Source organism: Streptomyces sp. NPDC051364 (assembly GCF_040682115.1).
Taxonomy (GTDB): Bacteria; Actinomycetota; Actinomycetes; order Streptomycetales; family Streptomycetaceae; genus Streptomyces.
Window position 1 is genome coordinate 53,678 of the sequence record NZ_JBFBAH010000010.1, and the last position, 24,438, is coordinate 78,115.

31 protein-coding genes and 1 pseudogene are annotated in these 24,438 nt (G+C 68.5%); 16 read left to right on the forward strand and 16 right to left on the reverse strand.

Annotated elements, in window-relative coordinates:
- Window positions 1–115 precede the first annotated feature (115 nt).
- The 4 genes from AB0M76_RS22015 to AB0M76_RS22030 form a co-directional block, all read right to left on the reverse strand.
- Entirely contained in the window at window positions 116–634 is a 519-nt protein-coding gene (locus AB0M76_RS22015) for a hypothetical protein (protein WP_365954481.1), read from the reverse strand.
- 290 nt (window positions 635–924) lie between these two features.
- Window positions 925–2,409, reverse strand: coding sequence for an IclR family transcriptional regulator C-terminal domain-containing protein (locus AB0M76_RS22020; RefSeq protein WP_365954482.1), 1,485 nt, complete (start codon window positions 2,407–2,409; stop codon window positions 925–927).
- 120 nt (window positions 2,410–2,529) lie between these two features.
- Entirely contained in the window at window positions 2,530–3,717 is a 1,188-nt protein-coding gene (locus tag AB0M76_RS22025) for an MFS transporter (protein WP_365954483.1), read from the reverse strand.
- A 345-nt stretch (window positions 3,718–4,062) separates the two neighbouring features.
- Window positions 4,063–5,088: a hypothetical protein gene (locus AB0M76_RS22030; RefSeq protein WP_365954484.1), complete on the reverse strand. Its 1,026-nt coding sequence runs from the start codon at window positions 5,086–5,088 to the stop codon at window positions 4,063–4,065.
- Between the two features lie 289 nt (window positions 5,089–5,377).
- Here AB0M76_RS22030 and AB0M76_RS22035 point away from each other — a divergent pair, with 289 nt between their 5' ends.
- Complete coding sequence (locus AB0M76_RS22035) at window positions 5,378–5,653, forward strand: hypothetical protein (protein WP_365954485.1); 276 nt, start codon at window positions 5,378–5,380, stop codon at window positions 5,651–5,653.
- Between the two features lie 94 nt (window positions 5,654–5,747).
- Here the strand turns inward: AB0M76_RS22035 and AB0M76_RS22040 are convergent, their stop codons facing one another.
- A complete protein-coding gene (locus AB0M76_RS22040; RefSeq protein WP_365954486.1) occupies window positions 5,748–6,086 on the reverse strand; it encodes a hypothetical protein in 339 nt (112 codons plus the stop codon).
- 1,633 nt (window positions 6,087–7,719) lie between these two features.
- Here AB0M76_RS22040 and AB0M76_RS22045 point away from each other — a divergent pair.
- Complete coding sequence (locus tag AB0M76_RS22045; RefSeq protein WP_365954487.1) at window positions 7,720–7,884, forward strand: hypothetical protein; 165 nt, start codon at window positions 7,720–7,722, stop codon at window positions 7,882–7,884.
- Between the two features lie 218 nt (window positions 7,885–8,102).
- On the opposite strand, the gene AB0M76_RS22050 is transcribed toward AB0M76_RS22045, so the two are convergent.
- The 3 genes from AB0M76_RS22050 to AB0M76_RS22060 are packed head-to-tail and all read right to left on the reverse strand — an operon-like array spanning window position 8,103 to window position 10,299.
- Window positions 8,103–9,026, reverse strand: a complete 924-nt coding sequence (locus AB0M76_RS22050) for an ABC transporter permease (RefSeq protein WP_365954488.1) — start codon at window positions 9,024–9,026, stop codon at window positions 8,103–8,105.
- Window positions 9,023–9,913, reverse strand: coding sequence for an ABC transporter ATP-binding protein (locus AB0M76_RS22055; protein ID WP_365954489.1), 891 nt, complete (start codon window positions 9,911–9,913; stop codon window positions 9,023–9,025). The genes AB0M76_RS22050 and AB0M76_RS22055 overlap by 4 nt, the downstream gene beginning before the upstream one ends.
- A complete protein-coding gene (locus tag AB0M76_RS22060; RefSeq protein ID WP_365954490.1) occupies window positions 9,910–10,299 on the reverse strand; it encodes a GntR family transcriptional regulator in 390 nt (129 codons plus the stop codon). Before AB0M76_RS22060 ends, AB0M76_RS22055 begins: the two co-directional genes overlap by 4 nt.
- Window positions 10,300–10,622: 323 nt before the next feature.
- On the opposite strand from AB0M76_RS22060, the gene AB0M76_RS22065 reads away from it, so the two are divergent.
- Window positions 10,623–10,892, forward strand: coding sequence for a hypothetical protein (locus AB0M76_RS22065; protein WP_365954491.1), 270 nt, complete (start codon window positions 10,623–10,625; stop codon window positions 10,890–10,892).
- Between the two features lie 54 nt (window positions 10,893–10,946).
- Here the strand turns inward: AB0M76_RS22065 and AB0M76_RS22070 are convergent, their stop codons facing one another.
- From AB0M76_RS22070 to AB0M76_RS22080, 3 genes are read right to left on the reverse strand one after another with little or no spacing between them, the layout of a single operon-like run.
- Window positions 10,947–11,474 carry a hypothetical protein gene (locus tag AB0M76_RS22070; RefSeq protein WP_365954492.1) on the reverse strand — a complete coding sequence of 176 codons (528 nt, stop codon included), beginning with the start codon at window positions 11,472–11,474 and terminating at the stop codon, window positions 10,947–10,949.
- A gap of 19 nt (window positions 11,475–11,493) precedes the next feature.
- Window positions 11,494–11,721, reverse strand: coding sequence for a NucA/NucB deoxyribonuclease domain-containing protein (locus tag AB0M76_RS22075; protein ID WP_365954661.1), 228 nt, complete (start codon window positions 11,719–11,721; stop codon window positions 11,494–11,496).
- Window positions 11,618–12,544, reverse strand: a complete 927-nt coding sequence (locus AB0M76_RS22080; protein WP_365954493.1) for a hypothetical protein — start codon at window positions 12,542–12,544, stop codon at window positions 11,618–11,620. The genes AB0M76_RS22075 and AB0M76_RS22080 overlap by 104 nt, the downstream gene beginning before the upstream one ends.
- Window positions 12,545–13,154: 610 nt before the next feature.
- On the opposite strand from AB0M76_RS22080, the gene AB0M76_RS22085 reads away from it, so the two are divergent.
- Window positions 13,155–14,024 carry an IS5 family transposase gene (locus AB0M76_RS22085; protein WP_365954494.1) on the forward strand — a complete coding sequence of 290 codons (870 nt, stop codon included), beginning with the start codon at window positions 13,155–13,157 and terminating at the stop codon, window positions 14,022–14,024.
- 71 nt (window positions 14,025–14,095) lie between these two features.
- Window positions 14,096–14,392, forward strand: a complete 297-nt coding sequence (locus AB0M76_RS22090) for a hypothetical protein (protein ID WP_365954495.1) — start codon at window positions 14,096–14,098, stop codon at window positions 14,390–14,392.
- A gap of 127 nt (window positions 14,393–14,519) precedes the next feature.
- On the opposite strand, the gene AB0M76_RS22095 is transcribed toward AB0M76_RS22090, so the two are convergent.
- Window positions 14,520–14,924 (reverse strand): type II toxin-antitoxin system PemK/MazF family toxin, encoded by a 405-nt coding sequence (locus AB0M76_RS22095; protein ID WP_351408166.1) that lies wholly within the window; start codon window positions 14,922–14,924, stop codon window positions 14,520–14,522.
- Between the two features lie 168 nt (window positions 14,925–15,092).
- Here AB0M76_RS22095 and AB0M76_RS22100 point away from each other — a divergent pair.
- Window positions 15,093–16,320, forward strand: a pseudogene (locus AB0M76_RS22100) (IS701 family transposase).
- Window positions 16,321–16,344: 24 nt separating this feature from the next.
- Here the strand turns inward: AB0M76_RS22100 and AB0M76_RS22105 are convergent.
- A complete protein-coding gene (locus AB0M76_RS22105) occupies window positions 16,345–16,815 on the reverse strand; it encodes a hypothetical protein (protein WP_365954496.1) in 471 nt (156 codons plus the stop codon).
- A 63-nt stretch (window positions 16,816–16,878) separates the two neighbouring features.
- Window positions 16,879–17,361, reverse strand: a complete 483-nt coding sequence (locus AB0M76_RS22110) for a hypothetical protein (RefSeq protein WP_365954497.1) — start codon at window positions 17,359–17,361, stop codon at window positions 16,879–16,881.
- A 614-nt stretch (window positions 17,362–17,975) separates the two neighbouring features.
- Here AB0M76_RS22110 and AB0M76_RS22115 point away from each other — a divergent pair.
- The 4 genes from AB0M76_RS22115 (at window position 17,976) to AB0M76_RS22130 (ending at window position 20,455) form a co-directional block, all read left to right on the forward strand.
- On the forward strand, window positions 17,976–18,485 hold the full coding sequence (locus AB0M76_RS22115; RefSeq protein ID WP_365954498.1) for a hypothetical protein: 510 nt from the start codon (window positions 17,976–17,978) through the stop codon (window positions 18,483–18,485).
- 58 nt (window positions 18,486–18,543) lie between these two features.
- A complete protein-coding gene (locus AB0M76_RS22120; RefSeq protein ID WP_365954499.1) occupies window positions 18,544–19,101 on the forward strand; it encodes a hypothetical protein in 558 nt (185 codons plus the stop codon).
- An 83-nt stretch (window positions 19,102–19,184) separates the two neighbouring features.
- Entirely contained in the window at window positions 19,185–19,805 is a 621-nt protein-coding gene (locus AB0M76_RS22125; RefSeq protein WP_365954662.1) for a hypothetical protein, read from the forward strand.
- Entirely contained in the window at window positions 19,802–20,455 is a 654-nt protein-coding gene (locus AB0M76_RS22130; RefSeq protein ID WP_365954500.1) for a hypothetical protein, read from the forward strand. Before AB0M76_RS22125 ends, AB0M76_RS22130 begins: the two co-directional genes overlap by 4 nt.
- 151 nt (window positions 20,456–20,606) lie before the next feature.
- On the opposite strand, the gene AB0M76_RS22135 is transcribed toward AB0M76_RS22130, so the two are convergent.
- Window positions 20,607–21,125: a hypothetical protein gene (locus tag AB0M76_RS22135; protein ID WP_365954501.1), complete on the reverse strand. Its 519-nt coding sequence runs from the start codon at window positions 21,123–21,125 to the stop codon at window positions 20,607–20,609.
- Between the two features lie 275 nt (window positions 21,126–21,400).
- On the opposite strand from AB0M76_RS22135, the gene AB0M76_RS22140 reads away from it, so the two are divergent.
- From AB0M76_RS22140 to AB0M76_RS22165, 6 genes are all read left to right on the forward strand, one after another.
- A complete protein-coding gene (locus AB0M76_RS22140; RefSeq protein WP_365954663.1) occupies window positions 21,401–21,907 on the forward strand; it encodes a GGDEF domain-containing protein in 507 nt (168 codons plus the stop codon).
- Complete coding sequence (locus AB0M76_RS22145; RefSeq protein WP_365954502.1) at window positions 21,904–22,194, forward strand: hypothetical protein; 291 nt, start codon at window positions 21,904–21,906, stop codon at window positions 22,192–22,194. The genes AB0M76_RS22140 and AB0M76_RS22145 overlap by 4 nt, the downstream gene beginning before the upstream one ends.
- A 25-nt stretch (window positions 22,195–22,219) precedes the next feature.
- Entirely contained in the window at window positions 22,220–22,453 is a 234-nt protein-coding gene (locus AB0M76_RS22150; RefSeq protein ID WP_365954503.1) for a hypothetical protein, read from the forward strand.
- Between the two features lie 100 nt (window positions 22,454–22,553).
- Window positions 22,554–22,943, forward strand: a complete 390-nt coding sequence (locus AB0M76_RS22155) for a hypothetical protein (RefSeq protein ID WP_365954504.1) — start codon at window positions 22,554–22,556, stop codon at window positions 22,941–22,943.
- 66 nt (window positions 22,944–23,009) lie between these two features.
- Complete coding sequence (locus AB0M76_RS22160) at window positions 23,010–23,438, forward strand: NUDIX hydrolase (RefSeq protein ID WP_365954505.1); 429 nt, start codon at window positions 23,010–23,012, stop codon at window positions 23,436–23,438.
- Window positions 23,439–23,533: 95 nt separating this feature from the next.
- Entirely contained in the window at window positions 23,534–23,716 is a 183-nt protein-coding gene (locus tag AB0M76_RS22165; protein WP_365954506.1) for a hypothetical protein, read from the forward strand.
- Between the two features lie 81 nt (window positions 23,717–23,797).
- On the opposite strand, the gene AB0M76_RS22170 is transcribed toward AB0M76_RS22165, so the two are convergent.
- Complete coding sequence (locus AB0M76_RS22170) at window positions 23,798–24,415, reverse strand: TetR-like C-terminal domain-containing protein (protein WP_365954507.1); 618 nt, start codon at window positions 24,413–24,415, stop codon at window positions 23,798–23,800.
- Window positions 24,416–24,438: the final 23 nt, after the last annotated feature.

The window sequence follows — 24,438 nt, forward strand, 5'->3', positions numbered from 1 at the left end:
AATGCCTTGGATTCTGGTTAATGGCTAATAGTTGACGGCGCCTTGGGCGGTCACCCTGCGGCGAACAGCGGCGGCGGGCACGCCGCGGACCTGCGGCGTCAGCCGGTCGTGACACTCAGCGACTCGCGCTCGTCCAATTGCCCGGCCAGGCGAGTATCCCCAGAGGTTCGGCCGAAACCGTGAGCGCGATGGCACTTCTGGACAGCTGCAGCTCACCCTCCCTTTTTGGCCCGCCGACGACTGTGGCGGCATGAACCGGCCGGACACGCCGTATGCCTTCGCGGATCGGCTGCGCGGCGGGACGGCGGACAGCGCCCCAGACGACGATCCGGGCCGGTCCGCCAGGAGCATGGGAGAGGTTGTTGTCTCCGGTCGATTTCCGTAGAACAGCGCCGCAATACGCCAGCATCGCGAGGCGGGCGGCGCGGGATCCGGGCATGCTTACCCCAATGGGGCCCACGCGGGCGTAGGTTGGGCCCACGGCGATCTTCGTTTTGGTCGGGATCTCAGGGCGCTGTTCAGCACGAACGACGGTGGCCTTCAGGCCGGGGAGCCGTTCGCGAACCGCCAGATGCAGTGGGAGCTCGTCGCGGCCGCGCTCACCCGGCACCTGCAGCGCACCGGAAGGCCACATGGCCACGCCGCTGCCCAGCCGGACTCCCTCTCCGAGGCCGTAGCCGGCTGCACCGCCAAACAGGAACGCGCCCGACTCGGCGCCGACGCCCTCCGCGTCGGCGGTCCGCAGGCCCTGGCACTGAAGTACACCGACACTGCGGCCGCCCAGCGCAGCTGTCCTCGCCCAGAATTCCGCAAAGAACGGGTCACACGACTCGCACCTCCGACTGGCCGAAGCGGGGCTCAGGCCCCTGCCGCGGTACAGCGCGCCCCGCGGCCGAACAGGCCGCGGGGCAGGTGCATGGTGTGTCAGTGGCCGCGGGGGGCCGTGACGTGCGGGGTGGCAGGTGGTGTGGGGGGAGTGCGGAGGTCGTCGCCGGCGACGAGGAGTGCGAGGACGACCGCGACGGCTTCGTTGCGCAGGACTCGGGCGGCCTGCTGGAGCCGGTCCGGGTCGGGGGTGGGCAGGGACAGGGCCACGCACTGGGGTTCGGTGCCGGTACCGATGGGGACGGCGGCGCAGACGGTGCCGAGGGTGTACTCCTGCAGATCGAGCAGGGGCTGGCCGGGCCAGCGGTCGTCGAGTTCGTCGAAGAGTACCTCCGGGCTGGTGATCGTGTGGGGGGTGAACTGCTCCATGCGGTATCGGTTGAGGTGGTCGTGGCGTTCGTCGGGGCCGAGTTGGGCCAGGAGGGCCTTGCCGACGGCGGATGCGTGGGCAGCTTCACGGAAGTCGACCCATTCGTGCACGACCGGGGTGCGCGGGCCGTCGGCGTACTGGGTGATGGAGACCTCTCCCTCGGTGTAGCTGGCGATGTAGACGGCCGCTCCCACCGCGTCGCGCAGGTATCCGAGGGTGTCGCGGAGCTCGCCCATCCGGTCGCGGTCGGCGGCCGCGAGCTGCAGGGCGGAGCCGGCGGTGTAGACGTCCGGAGTGATCGGGGCGGCGAGCTGGGCGCGGACGAGTTGCTGCAGAGCCTGGTTGATGTGGAGCTGGCCCAGTCCTGTCTCCCGGGCGATCTGAGTGAGGCGGACCCCGCCACCGTGGCGGTGGACGACCTCGAGCACGCGCAGGGCCCGGTGGGCGGCGGCCAGGCTGGAGCAGGCTGGCCGCTGGGGGGCTCGGCGGGCGATTCGGGCTCCCTGCTTGGCGTCGGCGGTGAGTCCGGCGGGGGTGAGGCGGGCGCACCGGGCCAAGGCCGAGGCGAGCTGGCTGGTGGTCCTGTAGACCTCGCCGAACTCGATGTCCTCACGGGGGACGAGAGCGGTCATCGCGCGGTGCAGCGGCGGTGGGAATTGACGCACGGCTTTGGGGTTGGTCGGCGGGTTGGTGGCCAGGTCGGTGGTGGAGATGGGGGGCGAGGACCAGATGACAGAGGCACCCCGAGCGACCTCCAGGTCATTGGGGACGGCCGGCAAGACCGGCAGGCCGGCCTCGTCGTCGTTGGTGGGGCTGGTGGTCTGCGCCTGCCAATGGTGGGCGATGGCGACCTCGGCCCGGGACAGATGGAGGAGGTAGAGGGCGCGGGCTGCGGTAGTCGAACCGGCACCAGCGGCGTACTGGAACCAGAACTGGGCGCCCTCCATCCGGCCGGACAGGTGCAGCAGGCTCGCGAACAGAAGAGCGGAGGGCCCGCTGTGGGGCCAGGCGTCCGCGTCCAGGGCGGTCCGGGTGAACTCCGGGCTGTCAACGAGGGCACGCGCGAGCCGGTCCAGGGTGCGGGCGGCCCGAGCGCCAGGCCCGGCAGCTCGCCCGCACCTCCGGCCGCCGCTTTCGGCGAGTACTCCACCCACGAACTCGGCATACAGCCCGAGGAGTACGACCGCACCTGGACGTCGACTTCAGTCCGCTGCGCGGCGATGTCCCCGGCGTGGACGGCTACGGCCAAGCGGCCTGACACACCTACTCCGTGGTCATCCCGTGGCTTCCGCAGCAACGCCCGGCTGCGGCCGGGTCCGCATGCCCCAGCGGGCAAGAGAGGGGCCGGCAGCGCCCAGCGCCGCGAAGAACAACGCCAGCAGCAGCCAGCCCGCCGTGCCGAGGCCTAGCACCACCGTGGTGAGGATCGCGGGGGCAAGAGCCTGGCCCGCGTTGAAGCCGAGGCCGAGGAGACCTTGGTACTGGCCCTGGGCATGGTCGGGGGCGAGACCGAAGCCTAGGGCGAAGCACGCCGAGGACTCCCAGACCTCTGCCAGGCTATGGACGAAGATCGCTGCCAGGACCAGTCCTGCTGCCGCCCAGACAGGGGTGTACGCCGCCAGCGCCATCATCGGACAGCTGACGAGGAAGAGCAGCCCCGCGGTGCGAAAGGCCCTGCCGCCGTCGTACGGGGTTTCGATCCGGGAGCCGATCCTGGTCTGCATCAGCACGCAGAAGGCGGCATTGACGGCGAACAGTGCGGCCACCGTCCAGCGCGGCGCTTCGGTGTGTTCGGAGATCCAGATCGGCAGGAGCAGGGAGACCACCGGGTATTGCAGTCCCATGGCCCCGTAGAGGGCGGTGAACGTCAGGAACGGGCGGTCCGCGAAAGCGAGCCAGCGACGCTGCTGCGGCGGTGCTGCCAGCACCGGATAGCGGGGCAGCAGGAGCAGAAGCACTGCGCACAGGGCGAAGCTCGCCGCGTTGCCGAGGATCAGCGCGACATAGGCGCCACGGGTGTCCGCGGCCAAGGCCAGCCCGGCACCCACCGTTCCGAGAATGACGCCCAGATTGACGAAGGTGCGCAACTTCGCCCGGAACAGGGCCGGGCGATCACCCCCGACCCGGACCACCAGAGCGGCCCAGGCCGCCCCACCGGCCGCCGCGGCGATCTGGTCGACCGTCGCGATGATCGTGAGCGCGGCCCAGCTCTCGACGAGGACGAGGGCCGCCATCGACAGCGCCTGGACCGCGAGGGCCACCATCATGATCGTGCGCGCCCCGCGCCGGTCGGCGAGGTGCCCTCCGGGTATCCCCGCGCACAAGCCGATCACTCCGGCGATGGTGAGTGCGGCGCCGACCTGCACCGCGGGCAGGCCCACGACCAAGGTGAAATAGAGCGCCGACGCCGCGTTGAACAGACCGTTGCCGACCCGGTTGACGAAACTGGCGGCGATCAGCACGCGCTCCGGCCTGCTGTCCCCCGCCATGCTGCCTATTCGGCCTGCCAGTCCGCTCTTGATCATGGACGGCAGGCTAGCAGCGGTCGCAGAACCCGTCGCAGTTGTACCAAGATCGCGTGCCCTAATTGCGACGCGGGCCCCGACGACGAGTGCTCCATCCCCGAAGGCCGTGTCGGCAAACGATCGTTTGACGACAGACGTGCGGAGCCGGCCCTGGGGTTGTTTTGAGGGCGTTCAGACTCTGCTGCGCAATTCCCGTAGGTCATGTGCTGATCACATCGCGAGGTGCCCCCAGGGAGCGCTCGGTCACTCACACGGGTCTGAGTGGCCGCACTCGTGCACGTGTCATGCCGGGGGCTTCTGCAGCCAGTCCGCTTCGGTAGTCCAGAACATTTGGCGCGCACCGAGGTAGTCGTGGGCGAAGTCCGTGAACCGTTCGCGGGTGTACGGCTTACCGGTCTTGAGGTCCTTGGCGTTGATGTCGGGTTCCTGGACGGCCATCGCGACGAGGGGAAGGGCATCCTTGTATTCGTGGAGGAACTTGTAGGAGTTCTCCATCTGGTACTTTCGGTCCGGCAGGGTGTCCGGTCCTCCGATGCCGATCTTCTTGTCCCTGGCGAGGTCGAACATCTCCTTCATGCGCTTGTGGTCGTCGTCATCCGGCAGGAAGTTGATGTACTGGATGAACTGCGTCTTGGTGAATACCTTCTTGCCGTAGCGCATGTTGTCGATCTCGGCATCGATGTAGGACTTCGAGGAGTACTTGGTCTGATCTTTTTTGGTGTCCACCTCGACCGCGGTCTCCGGAAGGTTCACCCCGGCGAGCTTGCCGTCGAACTTCTCCGCCATCGCCTTCAGCATGGCCTGGAAGTCTGCTCGCACCTCTTTGTTCCACTGCGCGGCCATGGCCCCATGGGTGGTGGGGTTGTCAGGGTTCTCATCGACCGTCGGCGCGACCCCGCCCGCGTCCTTCACATATTGGGGAACGTTGGCGTCCGTCATGGCTACATCGAAGAACCGATCCTGAACCTGGACGAACAATTTCTTGTGGCGTTCCTGGAGATACTTCAGGGCATTGTCCAGCCGCGACCACTTGTACTCCCCCTTCTTCCCCTCAAGGGCCTTCCAGGGCACCACCACCTGTACGCCGCCGATGTCCGCACGGTCAATCATGGCCTTGACCTTAGGGTCCTCGCCGGACGCGGCATCCTCGAATGCACCGAGCGACATGTACAGATTGTCCGTCACCTTGCCGTGGGACACCGAGGCGGCCTTGTCTGGGGCGGAAGCCGCGACGGCCACCCCGACGGTGGCCGTCAAGACCACGGCCGTGAGGACAACAGATCCGACTGCACCACGTTGCATCATCATGAACGAGACGCTAGGGGAACGTTCTAAGTGAAAGATAAGAGCGTCCGTCGTCATCTGCCCGGTCCGCGGGTCGGCTGCCTTGATGAACTGGCTGTACCTGCTGTCCTGCATGTCCGACCCCGGCTGATCTGTGTCTTCTCAGCTGCCTCGCTCAGGTCAGGCCGGCGGAGGCGAGGTCGTCCCATCCGCCCCAACGACCTCCTTCAACTGCAGGAGCGCCTCCACCGCGCCCGACAAACGGTTCCGCCGGCGCTTCCACCACCAGTCGCGGCTGCGGAGACGGGCACGAGTGAAGCGGCTGTCGAACACGTGGAAGGCAGGATCGCAGCTGCTCCGCGAGCTGCCCGAGCCGGACGACGGAGGATTTGGGTGGGGCTACAACGGGGGCGGCACCAGCCGGGCCGCCGCGCTGATCCTCGCGGACGCCGTGGAGCTGGGCGATCCCGACGGGTGCGGCATCGGGCTCAGCGCCTACAGCGGACAGGGCGCGACCGGCCAGCGGCAGGCTGGAACGATTCGTGCACGCGTTCCTGCCGAGGTCATCGCGCCGAACTGCGGCAAGTAGCGCCGCCGGTTCCCTTGCCATCAGGCAGGGGACAGACTGGGAGGTAGTAGCTACGCGGCTGCACCGCACGCTGACCGAAACGTCGGACGAACGGTCAGGGCATCTGCCGGGAAACCGTGACCGCGGAGGTCATCAACAAGGCTCGGTGGCGGGCGGCGGCGCGGCGGCTCCGGTTGGCGGCGATACCGTGGTCGACTGGATCGCTGGCGAACAACAGCGTGGCGAGGCGCTGAATCTTGCGGTCCAGAGCGAGGGCCAGGCGCCGGCGGTCCCGGTTTCGGATCGCAGCGAGAGTCTGCGTGCTGGTGCGCAGCTGGCCGGCGAGGAACCTCGTGGGCCAGCCGTGCTCGGCGAAGTCCTGCAGGCTGGTGGCGGCTCTGTCAGCTTCGACGAGGCCCGGGAGCAGCCGTTCGCGTCGGCGACCCGCGCTCACTGGACCTCGAACGTCTCGTCCAGGACACTGGCGCGGCGCAGGCCGACTCGCCCGTCGTCATCGTTGACGGGCTGTTCGCCCGCCACGTCGCACGCGGACGGCGACCATGCGTTTCGATGTCTTCGTCGGCTTGCCCGCCGACTTCCGCCTCGCCCGGAAGATCGAGCGCAAGTGCCTACGGGACGGCTTCCCTCTTGAAGCCCTCCTTCGGAACTACCTCGACCACCGGCGTGCTGCTCACGACCAGCACATCGAACCCTACGCGACGACTGCAGCATGGTCGTGGACGAGAGCCTTCCTGCCGAGGTGCTTGCACATCAGGTCTGGAACAGCGATGGCCGATCGTGACGAGGCAGCTGCGCGGCCTCGACGAACCGCCCGAGCCGGCGCGCTCCTGTTATGTGGTCAAACCATGACAGGGATCGCGGTTCTCTCTGGAAGCCGTCGAGTCGGCGGCACAATCACGTCGTTCACCGGGGCTGAAACGATTCTCGAAATGACTTGAAACGCCGACTCGGGGGCAGGTCGACCGGGCCGCTGGAGCAAATCAGGCCAGGATCCGCCGAATTATGGCGGGTGCAGCGGTATTCATTACGCCACAACGGCCTGAAATCGCTCACCTTTTCACCCTCGCCTGGCGGGCGCTTGGGCAGGGAAACCTCAGCAACTGCTCAAATTCTGTTGATCACCCCGTCAGGATCGCTAGTGTTCATTCTGCTCCACCAACACGACACTATGCAGATCAGGGAACATCACGTAAAACTACGGATACTGCAGGTAAACAGACCGGCAGCCAAGTGATCCCGAATAGGGAACACAGCTGACCCTGGCGGCCGAAGAGACACATCTCGGCTTCCGATTCTGAAAGGCTGCGGAATGAATACTCTAACCGCTCTGGCGTCGGCCACTTTCGGCTCCACCGCATATCTCACGACTCTCTCGACGGTGAAATGGCTGAACCAGCTAACCCCGCGCGTTAAGGCCACGGGCCTGGTTGTGACCGGCTTGGTTCTGTGCGCAGTAATCGGGCTTATCGCGTTCGCGAGCCAGAGCGTCGTGCTCGGATTCCTCGTGGGCGCCAGCCTGACACCGCCCGTACACCGGTGGATCCAGGGCTGATTCAAAGTCGCGGCGAGCCGACTCGTCTCGCTGGGCCGGACATGTGCCAAGTCGCCGTCTATGCAGTTCAACGTTGCCTCGCTGCATGACATCACCTGACTTGGCATCAGCTCAGCGTCGATGGTGTGCCTGGGCTCAACGCCTTGACCTGCGACGATGCGGCTGGCCGGTGACTTTGAATCAGCCCTGCCGGTGGATCCTGCAACGACGCAGGCACGTCGCCGGTTCTTGACCTTCCGACTCATAGCCATGCAGCTTCTGCCGCCGGCCTTGGTGACCGAAGGCTCCCCGCGCAAGCCTTGAGGGCTCCGGCGTTGGCGAATAGGTGTCGGCCGTCGCCAGTCCCAGCCAGCACACGAACGCCGGTCAGTCGTATCTCGACCGCTCACGGAACGTGTGGGTCGAACAGGGATCCTGGCCGGGCAATCTTCCAATGGCGCGCGCATGAGGGCAGGGCCTCCTGGTAGTTCGGGGATACAGGAACAACCGAACAGTCCCAGGAGGCCCTGCATGGGTGACCGAGTTCTCCGCAGCCGGCCTCGCCATCGACCGCCTCGTCGAACACCGACCCGCCGCCTCAATGCCCCACCAGCACCCGGCCACGTACGAGAAACTGAGCCGACAGCCCGGATTCATCGCCTTCCAGCTCATCAAAACCCAGGCCCGGCCCCTCGCCTGACCAGGCACCGACGTACCGGCTCACCCCTCGGGAGCTCAGCGAATGCCAACACCTCACCAGGCAAAACACCCACGCAGCAGCGCACAGCCACCCGTCAACTATCGCTGCTTGACATCCGTAAGAGCATCCGGGCGACATCTCCACACACTGTTCCACGGCGCGAGGCCGGCACCCGGAGAGGGTGCCGGCCTCGGCTGTGTCCGCGGTGCCGGTGGGTGTCAGCCGCGGCGGACCCGTACGAGCCGGAAGGCGGCGTAGAGGGCGGCGGCGGCCAGGGCCAGGACGATAGAGGTCTCGATGAGCTGCGTCGGCCAGTAGTGCGAGGCCGGGTGGAAATCCGTGTACCGGGCGATGATGTTCATGTCCGCCGGGCAGTCGCCGCCGCTCTGGGCCCGCCCGAAACAGGCGTCATAGGGCAGGCGCTCGCCCGAGGCGGTGAGGTATCCCGTGTCCATCAGTAGGGCGGAGTTCGGCATCAGGTGCACGGGACTTCCGGGGTAGGGCGCGGTGCCGGTCTCCGTGGGGAGGAACGACCACCGCAGGGCGCCCAGGGCCAGCAGGGTCAGGCCGGTGAGGAGACCGGTGACCGCCATGGCGGCGAGGGTACGCCGTACCAGCTGGCCGACGAGGACTCCGAGGGCCACGCCGAGCAGGCAGTATCCGACGAGGACGGGGCCGGTGGCCTCGTACGCTCCGCGGTCGGCCCAGTGGAACTGGTAGGTCATGGACACCCGGACCCAGCCGAGGCGGTAGACGCCGACCAGCGCAGCCGAGCCGAGCACCACCGCCGTCGCGGCCACGAGGACCTTCGCGCCGAGCCAGGCCTTCGGGGTGAACGACTGGGTGAGGGCGACCCGCCAGGTGCCGCTCTCCAGCTCCCGGGCGGTCATCGGGCCGGCCACGAAAGCCCCGACCAGCAGCGGCAGGAACACCAGGCCCTTGCCTGCGAACTCCATGAACAGGCGCAGGGCTCTGTAGGCGTGGTTCGAGTACAGAGCGCCGTCGTGGGGGTCGGAGGCCCAGGCGCGCAGGGCGAGCACCGCGGCGAGGCCGGCCACCACGAGGGCGGGCACGGTCCACAGTGCGAGCCGGTGCTGGCGGACGGTGACCCAGCACGGGCCCTTCAGGGTGAGCGCGCTCATGCCCGCACCTCCGCGGTGGCCGGGGAGCCCTCGGCGTCGAACGGCGGGGCGTCGGGGGAACGCAGATGGGCGAGCAAGAGCTCCTCCAGGGAGGGGTGCATCGTCTGCCAGGTCCCGCTGTCGACGGGGCCCCGCAGCCGCACGAGTGCGGTGAGCTGGCGGCCCGTCGTACGGGACTCGACGACGGTGTGCGCGGCAAGTTCGGCGGAGGCGGTGACGGGGCCGGTGAGCAGCCGGTGGGCCGCACTGACCTCGTCGATGGGGCCGGAGAGGCGGATCCGGCCGCCGTCGGCGAGGAGGAGGTGGTCGCAGGCGCCCTCCAGCTCGGTGAGGATGTGCGAGGACATCACCACCGAGGTGCCGTTCTCGGCGGCGTCGGCCATCAGCGTGCCCATGAGCTGGTGCCGGGCGAGCGGGTCGAGATCGGCCATCGGCTCGTCGAGAAGGAGCACGTCGGGGCGCTTGCCGAGGGCCAGGGCCAGGGCGACGCGGGTGCGCTGGCCGCCGGAGAGCGTACGGACCCTCGCGTGCGGGTCGAGTGCCCCGGCGTCGACGATCCGCTGCGCCGCCTCGGCGTCCCAGCGGCCGGGGTTGAGCTCCTGGCCCATGCGCAGGGTCTCGCCGATGGTGAGCTGCGGGTAGAGGGCCTTGTCCTGGCCCACGTAGGCCAGCGTCTCGCGCGACGCCGCCGTGCGCAGGGTGCCCTCCGTGGGGAGCACGAGCCCGGCCGCGAGCATCAGCAGGGTCGATTTTCCGGCACCGTTGGGGCCGACGAGGGCGCACACCCGGCCTTCGGGCAGCCGGAAGGAGCAGTCGCGCAGCGCCCAGCCTCCCCGGCGTCCGTAGCGCAGGCCGAGGCCTTCCGCCTCTATCACGGTTTGCGTCATGCGTCGCCGTCCCCCTTGAAGTGTCGTTCCAGTACGGATGTGAAGAGCGCGGCCACGTCGTCCCGTTCCAGCCCGGCGTCCCGGGCCCGCTGTGCCCAGTCGGCGAGTTCGTCGCGCAGCGGGGAGTCGGCCGGGGCGCTGCCCAGCGACTTCCGGATGAAGGTGCCCAGGCCCCGCTTCGCCTCGACGAGCCCTTCGCGTTCCAGCTCGCGATAGGCCTTGAGGACGGTGTTCGGGTTGATGGCGGTGGCCTCCACGACCTCGCGTGCGGTCGGCAGTTTGTCGCCAGGCTCCAACAGGCCCAGGCGCAGGGCCTGTTTGGTCTGCTGGACGATCTGCAGGTACGTGGCGATGCCGCTACGCCGGTCGATGCGGTATTCCAGCACGCCAACACCACCCTTTCACTAGGTAAGTAGTGAAAGGGTGGTGCAAGGGTGGGTCGCCTGTCAACTCCTCCCGCTCGGCCCGGCCGCGTCCACCGGTCGGTGGAAGCGGGGTTCAACCCGTCGAGCCTGTCGGCGCGAGCACCACCGCCCGCGAGGTCGGCGACCGGATGGCCGGGCTCCCCGAGGTCGCGGCCGTCGGCGCCCCGACGTGGCTCTGATCGACCTTCGGACGCCGGTCATGGACGGGGGCTCGGCCACCGCCGAGATCGTCGGCGGGCCGAGCGGGACAAAGGGGGCTCGTCCTCACCACGTACGACACGGACGTGGGGATCGAACGGGCCGTGGAGGGCGGCGCGACCGGCTACCTGGTGAAGGGCACCACCCGCGATCAGCTTGTGAGAGCCATCCGCTCGGCGGCGCTCGGCGAGACGGTCCTCGCCCCGCGGGTGGCGCGGCGGCTGGTGGCCAGGATGCGGCAGCCCGCCCCGGTGGTGCTGACGGCCCGTGAGCTGGACGTGCTGAGCGCGGTGGCCGAGAGCCCACTTCAGCGGACCCCGCGCACTGGATGGCGCCCTGGTATCCCGTGCCCCTGACGCTGCGGCGGGGGCACGGGACCAGCTGGTCATGCTGCGCAGGGTTCCCGCAGGTTAGTCGTCATCGTCGTCGGGTTCGGATTCCCTGACGAACCAGAGGTCGAGGGTGTACTCCTCGGCAGCGGGGCACTGTCGCCACGATGCGCCGATCCGCTCCGGGCTCCATTGCTCCTCAGCAGCACGCTGAATGCACGTGTTGTAGTAGGTGGCAGCCGCCTCTCGCCCTGTCCACGCGGCGTGGCCTTCGTAGACACCTGGGCGGGGCAGGGTTATCTCCCCTGCTGGCCCGTACGTGAGCTGGTTGACCACGAGCAGTCCTGTCTCGGACTCCAGCGATAGCGCGACGGTGCCCTCAGCCGCTGTCGGGGGCGGCTGAGGGGCGTCCCAGATCCGGATGGCGACCTGCACCTCGATGTCGGACTGGAGACTGTGCAGGTAGAGGTGGTAGCCGTTGCCGGCAACAACCTGCGCCCTCGACCGCTTCAGTGCCTCGCCGTCACCGAGGTAGGCGTCGGCGTCATAGACCTCCACGATCCCTCGGTCCGGCTGGGCGAGGGTGGCGTACTCGGCAAGGAGCGGCATGCATGGTCTCCGTTGATTCTCAGGGAGTGATCTTCACGTAGAACGCGTCTCCGTTGAGGATGCGGTTCAGGGTGAACATGTCGTTGAGGCGGCGGCCGCCTGTCTCGTTGTCGGTTCCCTCGATGAGTCGGGCGGAGAATCGGTTACCCGGGGCGGCGGCGCCTTCCTTCGTTGAGGCGAAGGGGTACTCGTCGCATTGGAGCTTCGTCCCGCTGTAGTCGCCCCAGACATCGTTGCATGTGGCGATCGCGTTCTCGCGATTCCGCTCCGGGCACGGTCTTGCCGGCCCAGGAGGGGAAGGTTCGCTCGGGGAGCTGCTGGGCGTCGAGGATGTGCCGGGCGCTCTGGTCGACGGCAGGGTCTTTCAGGCTCATCACGAGTTCGACGCGTGCTTCGGCGAAGACGGTGCCCTTGTGTTTGCCCGCGGTCGGCCCGGCGTAGTCGAAGCGGACGCTGGAGTAGGCCATGACGGGATCCGTCCAGGGCACTGCGGTGGGTGAGGACACCCGCATGTCCAGGGTGATCATCCCGGTGACGACCTGGGTGTTGGCGGGATCGAGTTTCCCGGTGTCGGGCGAGGTGTAGTTGAGTTGCCAGAAGGGTTTTGCGGTCCACTGCGCGATGGTCTCGCTGCGGGTGGTGACGGCCGGTTTGGTAACCGCTGTACCGCTGTGCCCCAAGGCCGTTCTTGGCCTTGCGCGGGGCGCGGGCCTCCTCGGCGACGTCGGCGGCCAGCTGCAGCCAGTGCTCGCGGCGGGCGGTGACGACACTCCGGCGAGTCGGCGGGCGATGGTGGACGGCGCGGTCAGCTTCCCGGCGGGCTGGCCGGGCCGCGGGGGCCGGGCGGGCTGGAGCCAGCACCACTCCACGAAGAGGACCAGGGTGCCGGAGCGGACTGCGAGCGGGGGCAGGGCGGTCTCGGCGCAGAAGCGTTCCCACACGCGCCAGTCGTTGGCGTACCCGTCGCGGGTCTTGGCCAGCCGGTTGGCCTCGACGTGCTTGGTGGCATCGCGGTCGATGTCGGCCAGGCGGACCTCGGTTCCCGCGTACGCGCCTATGTAACGGACCACTGTCCTGCTGGCTCAGGTGTTGGCCGACCGTGAGCGGTTGCTGGGCCCCGAACAGCCACACACCCTCACCACCCGGGCCAACCTCGCCATGTTGGATGCAATCGCCGACGGGGGTGGCCCGGCTGCGGGCGGGCAATAGGCCTTGCTGCAGATATCCGCCCTGTTATCTGCAGCACGGTGAGCTCCGACCAAGGAGAGCGTTGCCGGGGCCCGACATGAAGACCGCCCGATACCTGCGGGAGGCGGAAGGGACAGGGCCACGCACTCGGGGTGCCGTCATGGGGGACTTGAAGACGGGCTACCTGCCCGGCCTCGCTGCCCCCGGCACGAACGGTCTCTAGGCAGCCAACAGCCGAGGCAGCAGTTGACATACTGGGGCACCAGAACTGGATGACGGCCATGTGATCGACGGGCCGGGGGCCGCTCCGGACTCGGCGACTCGGCCTGTACGACGGTGTCACCCGGCTTGGATGCCCACCCTCGGCCGGTAACGCTGCTCCTCCGGGGCGGCGCCGGACAGGGCCGTGCCGAGGGCTGGCGGGCGGCGATGACTAGGCCGTGTTTTAGATCGGGGTTCCGTCCCCACGCCCCACACCGTGATGATCACGGTGTGGGGCGTGGGGATCTTTCTGATGAGCAGTGGTCGGTGCTGGAGTCGTTGCTGCCTGCGGCAGGTGTGAGCCGCAGGTCCGGGAACCGGCGGCGGTTGATCAATGGAGTTCGGTGGCGGGTGCGGACGGGTGTTCCGTGGCGTGATCTGCCGCGCGAGTACGGTCCCTGGCAGACCGTGTACGGGCTCTTTCGTCGCTGGCAGCGCGAGGGCGTCTGGGCCCGGCTCCTGACCTTGTTGCAGGCGAGGGCTGATGCGGCCGGGCTGATCACGTGGGAGGTGAACGTCGACTCCACGGTCTGCCGGGCCCATCAGCATGCTGCTGGTGCCCGCCGGGACGGGGCTGGGCAGAAGGAGCCCCCGGGAGGGGTCGGGACCGAGCCGGAGGATCACGGGCTGGGCCGGTCGCGGGGCGGGTTCTCCACAAAGATTCACCTGGCGTGCGAGCAGGGTCAGAAGCCGCTGTCGTTGCTGGTCACGGCAGGTCAGCGGGGTGACAGCCCGCAGTTCGAGCCGGTCCTCGAAGCGATCGGGGTGCCCAGGGTCGGCGGTGGTCGTCCGAGGCGCAAGCCGCTGCGGGTGCGTGGTGACAAGGCGTACTCTTCGCGTGCCAACCGTGCTTACCTGCGCAGACGCGGGATCCGCTGCACCATCGCCGAGCCGGCCGACCAGGTCCGCAACCGCAAGCGCCGTGGCCGCGCCGGTGGCCGACCGCCGGCTTTCGACCGGGAGGACCACAAGGCCCGCCACGCAGTTGAGTGCGGGATCAGCCGCCTCAAGCAGCACCGGGCGGTCGCGACCCGGTATGACAAGCTCGCCTGCCGCTTTGAGGCGACCGTGCAGATAGCGGCGATCCACTCGTGGCTGTGAACCAGCGGTCGCCCGCACAGCCGTGCCATCCTGATCACGGCATTGGGCAGCACACGCATGGGGAGGGTTCAGTGGCCGCCAGGTACTACTGCGCCGACAGCGAGAACGGCGACCACGTCGACGACCCGTCCGAGGACGCCCTGTTCATGCTGATCGGCGACCTGAACGACTCCGACAACACCTTCATCGTCATCCAGCCCGACCAAGACGACCCCGCCTGGTTTGCCTCCGTCGCAGTCCTGGACGAGGGCGGATACGAGGTCGTACGCCGCGACACCACCCGCCGCGAACACGACGTCACCGTCGAGACCAGCACCGACCGCATCGCGGGCGACCTCACCAAGTGGCTGGCCGCCCGCGCTTCCTAAAACACGGCCTAGTACTCCAGCCGTAGTTCGTGATCTCGATCGTGAGGGGCGCCGAGGAGGCAGCTGGCAGCGTCGATCATCTGGACGAGACCGACCACGCCGTCGCGGGCGTCCGTTCCTTCTCCGCCTACCCGAGTCCACCGAGACGGAGGGCGTTCCTTATCTCGCTGAGCTTCGCGGTCGTCGCCGGGGTCCACTCCTTCGCCTGCTCACCGAGACGGAGGGCGTTCTCAATCTCGCTGAGTTTCGCGGAGGACAGAACGCCCGCTCGCTCGATCAGGTCGTCCCGGGACACGGTGGTCAGCCACGTGCAAGGGGTAAAGCCCGGACGCGGCAACGCGAACCGCAGCACGCCTTCAAAGGGCAGTCCTTCCACGGCGCCTACTGCCACTTCGACGCCCAGACCGGTGATGTCGACACCCGCCCGAGCGACGACCTGCATCACCCGGATCCCGGACGCGTCGTCTCCCGACAGCAGCACGACTGGCCGCCGCTCGTCGAACTCCACCCACCAGACTTCGCCACGTTGCACATGTCCTCCTGACACAGGAACGGCGGGCGGACGCTGCGCGACCCCGACGCGCTGTGGAGACGGGTGCGGCCACCCGTTGATCATCGGTGTGTGAAGACAAACGATCACGCGGTGGCCGCAGGTCACAGCGTAGACCCTGCCCGCTGGCAGGAGGCGTTCGAGGGCCTGATGAGCCGGATAGCGGGACGGTTCACACGGGTCGAACCCCGGTTCCGAGTCAGGAAGTTGGTGCTCGGACTGCTGTCGGACCTGCCGCGCAAGAACTGCTGGACCATCGCCGAATGGGCCGGGGAGAGGACCCCGGACGGCATGCAGCACCTGCTCGGGCGGGCCAAGTGGGACGCCGACCGGGTCCGCGACGATGTGTGTGACTACGTGGTGGACCACCTGCACGACGACCAGGCGGTACTGGTGGTCGACGAGACCGGGGACGTGAAGAAAGGCACCGACACGGTCGGCGTCCAGCGCCAGTACACCGGTACCGCGGGCAGGATCGAAAATGCCCAGGTCGCCGTCTACCTGGTCTACGCCGGTCGGCGCGGGCACGCGGCAGTGGACCGGGAACTGTACGTCCCGCGTTCATGGACCTCCGACCCTGACCGCTGCCGGGATGCCGGACTCGACCAGGACACCGCCTTCGCCACCAAGCCGGAACTGGCCACTCGTATGGTTGCCCGGTTCCTGGACGCCGGCCACCAGGCCGCATGGGTCGCCGGCGACGAGGTCTACGGCGGCAACCCCAAGCTGCGAACCGCACTGGAGGAACGCGGCACCGGCTACCTCCTCGCGGTGGCCTGCTCGCACGAAGTCACCACCGGGGCGGGGAGGTTTGGACACCCTGACCGAGAAGGTGCCCAAGCGGGCCTGGCAGAAGCTCTCCGCAGGGGCCGGGGCCAAGGGCCACCGTCTCTACGACTGGGCAGTCATCGACCTCGCCGACCCCCGACCCGGGAGTCGTCAGCTGCTGATCCGCCGTAACCGCAGCACCGGCGAACTCGCCTACTACCGCTGCTACTCGCCCGCACCCGTGCCGCTGACCGTGCTGGTCAGAGTCGCTGGATCAAGATGGCGGGTGGAGGAGTTCTTCCAGTCGGGCAAGGGCCTGGCCGCACTCGACGAGCACCAGGTCCGCCGCTATGCCTCCTGGTCCCGCTGGGTCACCCTCGCCATGCTCGCGCACGCCTTCCTCGCCGTCGTACGCGCAGACGAGCACACCCGCCCCACACCCGATGCCCTCATTCCGCTCACCTGCAACGAGATCCAGCGCCTGTTCATCACACTCGTTGTCCGACCCGTCCACGATGCCGCCCACCGGCTCGGTTGGTCCGACTGGCGGCGCCGCCACCAGGCCCGATCCCAGGCCAGCCACTACCGTCGACAAGCCACTCAGGCATGAAGATCACGATCTACGGCTGGAGTACTAGGCCTCAGGGTCGGCGGAAGTGCGTTTGTAGTGACATGTGTAGGGATAGGGGTCCCCGCCGTCCGCGTAGACAGTCCCGTCCATCCACAGCTTTCCGTGCTCCAGATAGAACGACAGAAACTGGTGGTCGTTGTGATTCTTGAAACTAAGCACCAGATAAGGCGTCAGGCCGGGGTCGTTGTTGACCCCATGCCATTTCCCGTCGCTTGAACGGCGTGTCACCTGCGAGTCCGGCCCGGGGCCGTCCCACTGGACCGGAAAGTCCTTGCTGGAGAAGGTGTAGTCGTCGCGTAGCCGGACGATCGGCGATCCGCATTCCCCCTCCCCGTCCCACCGGCCGACCAATTCGGCATGAGTGACGGCCTTCGGAGTGGGGGCGGGTTTGGCTGTCCCGCAAGCGGACGGGGCGAATGCCATCACGGTGGCAGTCGCAAGGCTTGCGCCGATGCGAAATATGTCGAATTGCACGCTGTCTGCTTCCAACCGTTGGATGACGCCCAGTATGCCGGTCGGTGATCCGAAAGAGACGGCCTAGCAGGCGCTGGACGAGATCCAGCCTTCGTCGTCACGGTGGTGGTCCAGCCCCACGGATTCGAACTCGTCCTCACCCAGGCCCCTTCGCGCGCCCAGCCGCCCCAGCGACTGGGAGATCGGGCTGACCGTTCGGGAGAACCGCTTCTTCGTTGGCACATCCAGCGGCCCCAGCACCAGTGCCCCGTCAGCCCAGACGGCGGCTCGTTGCTCGCCGACGCCACCAAAGTACTCAGCCTCCACATAGGCAACCGGCCCTGAGACCGACCACTGAGCGAGCAGTCTCTCGAAGCCACCTGGCAGCCGCCCAAAACCCAGATCCCCTGCGGCGCTGCCGTCCGCGACGCCGTCGAAGACCTCATCCGTCATCGGCATCAGCGACAGGCCCTGCCGAAGGGGCGCCACTCGGGCTCCCGGAACGTCCCGTGCCGCGGCACTCAGCAGCTCCTCCCCTGCGATTACCGCCTGCAGTACGTATCCCACCCCAGGCCCCTCCCCAACCGATTGGAGCCCTCATCTTGCCTGACGCGTCGGGCACGAACCCGAGCGCCTCTCACTACAGAACCCACAACCCACCAGCGAGTTCCTGCCACGGCTACCACCAGATTCTGCGAACCCGCTGGTTTCGGTGTTCAAGCGCCTGTGCGCGCCCTCGGGATGCGCGACCAAGCGCCAACTCAGGGCAATGGGGCTGCGCCCCGGCGGCCAGGAGCCGGTTGCCGAAGTCGAGACCCGCGGCCCGAAGAACGGGCTGCTGTACGAGATCGCGAAAGCCCGGCCGGTGCGGCCGATGAACCCTCGCCAAGGAGTACGCGCTCGACAAGGCGATGGCTGCTCGGCAGACATGTGGCACCTGCCGCCGGCGCTACTTCTTCGTGCTCCCGACCTCCCTGAAGAGCTGCCTGGAGTGCCACGACGGCACGCCCGCAGACCCCGCCAGCTACATCGCTCCCCCGGGCCCGGCCGTACACCGGCTGGCTGCCTGAACGCACCTCGCCCCGGCCGGATCGGCCGGGGCGAGATCAGGGGCACCGCAGCATCGGCAAGAGGCCGGCGCCCCGTTCCTTCACCCATTCGAGATCAGGAGAACCCCCAGCATGACGCATCGCCCCGCCGTCTTCGCCGCCCTGCTCGGACTGACCCGCGCCGGAAGCGCGATCGGCGACTTCTGGGTCCAGAACGACTGCTGCGCCCGCGTGAAGGGTGCCTCCGACAACCACCCGGTCACTTACCAGGACCCCTTCACCGAGAAGGAGACCACCCACGGCACCGCCGACGGCCGCAAGGCGTGCCTGCACCACTGCCTGACCTATGTGGCCACGCAGGCGATCGTCGCCGGGCTCGGCGCCCGCGCGCTCGGCATCCGGGTCCACCCCGCTGCGGCCGCGGCCGCGCTCGCGGTTTCCTTCGGCACCCACTACGCCGCGGACCGCCGCGTCCCCGGCGAGGGCCTGCTGGAGAAGCTCGCCGACAAGACCGGCAAGGGCGGCTTCTACCGCCTGGCCGACTTCGGCCTCAACGGGGCCTTCCACCTCGACGGCGCGTGGCATCACGGCTGCGAGACCGTTGCCGCGCTCATCGCCACCACCCGGGCGACCACCCGGTGACCAGCCGCTCCCGCACACGCCTCAACTGGTCCGCCGTCGATGTCCAAGGAGCCCGCGCATGACCTCGCTGACCTACCCTCACCTTCCCGACAGCTGCCTCGTCGTCCTTATTGGAGCCAGTGGCGCAGGCAAGTCGACGCTCGCGCGGTCTCCGCTAAGCCGCCTGGTCATCCCCTTGGTGGCCGTTCACGCTCTGCCTGGTGAAGAACTCCGCACGGTTCGGACAACCGATCTCGACCTTGCCCGCGGCACCCTCGAAGTCCGCCGCGGCTTGCTGCGGCACACCCTCTACCTGGAGGAATTCAGCCACCGACTCGCCAGCGAGTGGCTCGCCTACCGCTACCACCGCTGGCCAGCATCGACGAACCCCTATCTTCTCGTCAGTCAGAAGACGGCCCTCGACCCGGATCATCCGGTGGTCAGCAGAACATTGCTTCGCAGGACCCTCCCCAAGAACGTCACGCTCGTCGGCCTGCGGCAGGACCGCATGCTCAACGAGGCGTTTGCCACCGGTGATCCCCTCAAGCTGATGCGGCTTTTCGGGATCACCGCGCAGACCGCCATGCGCTATGTCGGCGCCGCCTGCCCGGAGGGCACCGCGAAACTGCCCAGGTAGCGGGCCCGCTCCGAGCCCGATGCCGCAGCTGAAAGCCCGTGGCGTTGTAGCAGTGGGTCCGGCATCATCCCCATGTGATTGTGATGCAACCCGTTCTGGAGATCTTCGCTGCCGACGACTTCGCGCTCTGGCCTGTTGGCGAGCGCGAGTCATATGGCTACCTCGTGCTGAACGGGGAGCTGACTCTGGCGCAGGTCGGCACGGCGGTTATGCGGATCGCCGACTGCAACGACTTCGAGCCGGAGGAGGAGCACGGGCCGTGCCCGACCGACCCGCTCGGCACATTCCTGCACGGGCTGCTCACCATGCCCGACCTGTTCGCCGCCGGCGGGTTCCGGGTGACCGACAACACCACCGACACCGTCTTCGTCGAGCCGGGTTGCTGCAGCGGCTTGGAAACCTGGCGGGACTGGCTGGAGGCGCTCGATGGCACCGGCTGCTCCTACTTCGGCCACGATCCCTCCTCGGTGGCCGAACGCGTCGGCGACACCGTCCGGCTGACTCTCGACGCCCACGCAAAGGACGGCAGTCCGGTGATCGAGCTGCCAGTAGACGAGGTACGCGCGCTCGTGGCCGGTGCCCAGCAGGACTTGCAGGACTTCCTTAGCCTCGCCGGAACCTGGGCCGAACAACACCTGCCGACACACGCCGCCGCCGTCATCGCCGCTCTGGCACGGGCACTGGACCTGAGGCCTGCACAATGACCAGCTTCCTGACCCATCGAACGCGCGTGCACGACGCCCGCCTCTCCCTTCGCCGTCGGCACAGCGCGCTGCGGACCTGTATCACTCTCTTTGCGCCGTACGGCTTCCGGGCGACGTACCACCACCTCACGCTCAGCGCCGCGATCCCCCGGCAGCTGGAGGCGGACCCGGACGCCCTGGTGCGGGCGGTGGAGGAACTGCATGAGGCGCGGGTGCTGTGGCTCGCGCGGGCGGAGGAGTACGCCGCGCAACGCCGGGCAGAGAAGCGGACCGGGCGGCGGGCTGTAGTGAACCCGCGACCGTGGTGGCTGCGGAGCTGGTGGGAGGGCCCGAACCGCGCCTGGTACGAAGACCCGTTTCGCCATCCGTCGCTGCGGCTGCCCGAGTACGTCCGACGACAGAACGTGATTCTGGACGGCGCCGATCTCCCCGGCTGCCCCGCCTGCGGGGACGAGAGACCGCTGGGGTTGAACTCGACCGGGCACGGCTGGGTGGAGTTGTGCCGTGGATGCGCATGGGTGCTGGCGCCATGTCCGTGCGGGCAGCGGCACCGGTTCGTCCCGGAGACCCCGTTCAACTGGAAAGGGATCTGGCAGCGGGCGCACATGAGCGATGACGGCATGCCGAACCCACATTGGCCTGCGGGCTAGCCGGTTGGATGCGGCGCGGGGGGCTTGAGTGTGGCTGATTAGCGGGGTGGCGCGCGCTCTTCAGATCGTTGCCCGCCGCGCAGGTGATCGTTGCCCGGCGCTCCTCGTAGCGAAGAGATATCGCGGACGCTACCGAGAGGGCGCCGGCCGGTCACCACACGTCGACGGACCAGACGTCGCCCCTCTGATGTCCGTCTGGATCTGGGTCGCCTGACCCGTACGGGTCAGGGTCAGCGACGACGTGGATGCGGGCGGCGGACGCGGATACGCGGTAGCAGTCCATGTCACTCGACGTGTTGTGCTTGTCGAGTTCGATCGTGTGGCCCAGGGCCAGGATGGCGGCCTGCAGTTCCTTGAAGGGGACTCTGGGTGCGAATTCCCCGTACTCCCGCGAGAGCGGGGACGGCACGGTGTTCGGGGACTGGTCGTACAGCAGTCGTTGGATCTTCACGCCGAAGCCGAAGCACGACATCTGCCCTTGCCGTCCTGGCTGGTCCGGCGAGAAGTTGATTTCCACGAGCCCGTAGTCCCGCCGCAGTAGGCCACCGCCGGGAACATCGAGGCATGTCGCCCCCAGGGCGGCCTCCCAGGCTTCCGGGTCGGCATCGAGGCCAACTCCCAGGACCTCACCGCAAACGGCGACGTGAGCGTAGAAGTCCAAAGCGGACACCCGCCAGCTCCCTCAACTATCCGGACAGGACACCACTTGCTGATCTCCGCACAGGACAGGCGGATCAGTGCCCAGTATTCGGTGATCGTACAGAGCGGCCAGTCATGGCAGTCGCCAGGTGAGTTCGTCGCCATTGTCGAAGTCGGAAGTCCCAGGCGGGATGTGTCTTTCAGATCAGCCGTGGTCTTCCCATTCCTCCTGGCAGAACCGGGCTTCGCTCACCATGTCCCGTCAGCTAAGCCGGAACCCGCGCGTGGGACCGCCGCAGCCATCAGCTGGCGCGCAGGTTCCGGCTTACCAACGTTCAGGATTCCGGGAACCCGCGCGCTTCCGACGCCGACCACTTCAAGCAGATCAACGACCGCTTCGGGCACTCGGCCGGAGACGCCGTCCTCGCCGCGTTCGGTGACCGGCTCACCATCTGGGCGGGCCCTCGCGCCGCCGTCGGCCGCCTCGGGGGCGACGAGTTCGCCGTCGTCCTGAGGCTGCCCGCCGACCGGCGCGAGTGGCGCCTGGAGCAGCTGGTCCGGCTGCTGCGCAAGCCGGTGGTCCTGGACGACGGCCGCACGATCGATGTCGCCGCCTCGGTCGGCGCCGCGACTCTGGACGCGATTGGCGTCCCTGACCTGTCCAAGCTCCAGCGGGCGGCCGATGCTGCCCTGTACGACGGCAAGCACACCGGCCGCGCGGTCCAGGCCACCGCCGCGCACACCACGGTGCCGTCCAGCAACGGCCGCCGGGTGGGCTGGCCGGGCACGGCAGCGTGGGGGCGGGCAGCATGACCACCGCCGCCCTCCCCGAAGGCGACTGGATCCGGGGCATCACCGTCCAGCAGCTGACCACCGGCGCCGTGATCGGCGTCGCCCGCCTGGTCGACTGCCACCAGGACCCCGAAGGGTCCCCGCCCTGCACACCGTGGGCGCAGGGGGCCAGCGCCTGGCATCTGCTGCTCACCGACGGCCAGGCTCTCGCCTTGCCGATCCCCGCACGCGGACAGCTCGGGCCCTGGCGGCCCACCGAGGACCTGGTCGAGCAGGTGCTCCTGCAGCTGCCCGACTTGCGGTCGTGACCCGTATGCGAGGCAAGAAGCCGTCGTGGGAGCCGGGCCTGATCCGGCCCCCGGCGGCCTTCTCGACTGGCGTGACAGCCAGCACTTCGACCGCTGGCAGGACCGCCCCTGCGCGCTCTGCGAGCACCACGCCGAGCGGCTGCTCCGGGCCCTGCGCGCCCCCCGCACCCGCTCCCCTCGTTCCGCCCAGAACCTGCACTCCGGCCCCCGACCCGATGCCCTGCCGGGGCAGCGGCAAAAGGCCCTGCCCACGGCGTAGCGAGTGATGGATCTCCGTGCTGCCTCGGTCCCGCACCTGCGGGGCCGAGGCGGACGCGGGGACCTCTCACACCCATGCCCGACCAAAGCGGAGGATCGCCATGCATGCCGCCCTGCCTATCGACCTGCTCATCGGCCCCCACAGGGCCGCGCAGTTCATCACGGACTGCGTCACCGAACTCATCACCGAGGACTGCATTCCCGAGCCGGCCGCGTACGACGCGGTATGCCGCTCGGTCCTCGAGAGCGACCCGTTCGTCCTGGCCGAGACAGGCCAGGTCTGGGCCCTGCGCCCCAGCACCCACGACGACAACGGCTCGGACGGTCCACGAGACCACGAGGAGCGGCCCGGCATGCTCTACGTCGTCCGCCGGCTGCGCGGCGACCACGGCCGCCTGACCATCGAGGACGAGTGGGGCGAGCGGTCCATCATCGCCGTCACCCAGCTCGCCGACTACGGGCTCGACCAGTGGATGTGGGCACGACCCTGATCGGCCCGCACTTCCCGCGCCCGACTCCCCCACCACTCACTGGCCCCGCCCGACCGAGAGGCGAACATGACCGACACTGAGATGTCCGAGATCATCCGATACACCGCCGACGTGGTGGCCCTGACCCGCAGCGGCGACGTCCTGCTGATTGAGCGCGGCTGGCCGCCCTTCGAAGGGGCATGGGCTCTTCCGGGCGGTCATGTTGACGTTGGGGAAGCGCCCCACGTGGCTGCTGCCCGCGAGCTGGCCGAAGAGACCGGTGTCCACGTGGCCGTCGGCGAGCTTCACCAGATCGGCGTCTGGGACCAGCCCCACCGCGACCCGCGTGGCCGGTACGCCACCTTCGCGTACATGGTCATCGTCCCTGACGGCACCCCGATCACCGCCGGAGACGACGCCCGCACCGCCCGATGGTGGCCCCTGGACAACCTGCCCGAACAGTTGGCGTTCGACCACGCCGACATCCTCGCCGCAGCCGTAACCCCCACCCCCTGAACCACCACCAGGCGCCGGAGCGCCGCGCCCGACCATCCCGGCCGGGCGCGGCGCTCCCCCATTCCCGCTCTCTCGCCAGTGACCCGGAGGTCCTCGTGCATCCCATTCGCTTGATCTCGTTCGGCTACCTGCACCTGCCCACCGGCCCGGACGGCTCCCCCGTACCGCCCGCCGCCGACCGCATCGAGGACGTCCGCGACCGGCTCCACGCCCCGGCCGCCGCCCGCGACATCCTCGACCTCGACGGCCTCAACCCCCGCGTCGCCGCAGCTGGTTGACCTTGGCATGCCGATCTTCACCGACCACGCACCACCGCCCCAGCCAGGACCGGGAGAGCCCGGATACCGGCCCTGATCCTGTCAAGGAGCGAGTTCGGCTTGGCGAAGGCCGCAGAACACCGCCGGGGTCGTCCATCCGCGCAGCGTGGCGTGAATCGTCGAGCGGAATGCGGCCTCGGCCGTGGTGGCGTCGAGGGCCCCGGCCAGTTCGAGAGTCACGAGCCCGTGCAAGGTTCCCCAGATCGACAGGGCAATCGACGTTGCGTCGCCGGCGAGGACGGACGCCGTCAAGGCGCGATCGATCGCCGCGAGGAGGGGACGGATCGGGTCACTGGCACCGACCTCCCCCGACGGGTCGAAGGACTGCACACCACCGAACAGCACCGTGTACAGGTGGCTGTGCCCGCACCCCCAACGACGGTAGGCGACGGCCAGCGCGTGGAGGTCGGCGAGAGGATCCGCGGAGGTCTGCACCGCCGACACGTGCTGGAACAGGCCAGCGACGGCTCTGTCACGCACCGCACCGATCAGCCCGTCCTTACCACCGAACAAGGAGTACACCGCCGCCGTCGACGCCTCGGCAGCAGTGGCCACGGCGCGGACCGTGACCGACTCCCGCGGACGGGTGGCGAGCATCTCGGTCGCGCACACCACAAGCCGCTCTTTGACGGCCTCGTCGTTTGTTCTCGGTCTACCCACGACCAGCAGCCTACCCCCTCTGA

Coding starts and splice junctions, on each gene's coding strand:
- AB0M76_RS22145 (WP_365954502.1), top strand. CDS start 21,904: ATGACCACCGCCGCCCTCCCCGAAGGCGACTGGATCCGGGGCATCACC.
- AB0M76_RS22130 (WP_365954500.1), top strand. CDS start 19,802: ATGACCAGCTTCCTGACCCATCGAACGCGCGTGCACGACGCCCGCCTC.
- AB0M76_RS22155 (WP_365954504.1), top strand. CDS start 22,554: ATGCATGCCGCCCTGCCTATCGACCTGCTCATCGGCCCCCACAGGGCC.
- AB0M76_RS22120 (WP_365954499.1), top strand. CDS start 18,544: ATGACCTCGCTGACCTACCCTCACCTTCCCGACAGCTGCCTCGTCGTC.
- AB0M76_RS22050 (WP_365954488.1), bottom strand. CDS start 9,026: ATGAGCGCGCTCACCCTGAAGGGCCCGTGCTGGGTCACCGTCCGCCAG.
- AB0M76_RS22115 (WP_365954498.1), top strand. CDS start 17,976: ATGACGCATCGCCCCGCCGTCTTCGCCGCCCTGCTCGGACTGACCCGC.
- AB0M76_RS22030 (WP_365954484.1), bottom strand. CDS start 5,088: ATGATGATGCAACGTGGTGCAGTCGGATCTGTTGTCCTCACGGCCGTG.
- AB0M76_RS22055 (WP_365954489.1), bottom strand. CDS start 9,913: ATGACGCAAACCGTGATAGAGGCGGAAGGCCTCGGCCTGCGCTACGGA.
- AB0M76_RS22070 (WP_365954492.1), bottom strand. CDS start 11,474: ATGCCGCTCCTTGCCGAGTACGCCACCCTCGCCCAGCCGGACCGAGGG.
- AB0M76_RS22125 (WP_365954662.1), top strand. CDS start 19,185: ATGCAACCCGTTCTGGAGATCTTCGCTGCCGACGACTTCGCGCTCTGG.
- AB0M76_RS22160 (WP_365954505.1), top strand. CDS start 23,010: ATGACCGACACTGAGATGTCCGAGATCATCCGATACACCGCCGACGTG.
- AB0M76_RS22015 (WP_365954481.1), bottom strand. CDS start 634: ATGTGGCCTTCCGGTGCGCTGCAGGTGCCGGGTGAGCGCGGCCGCGAC.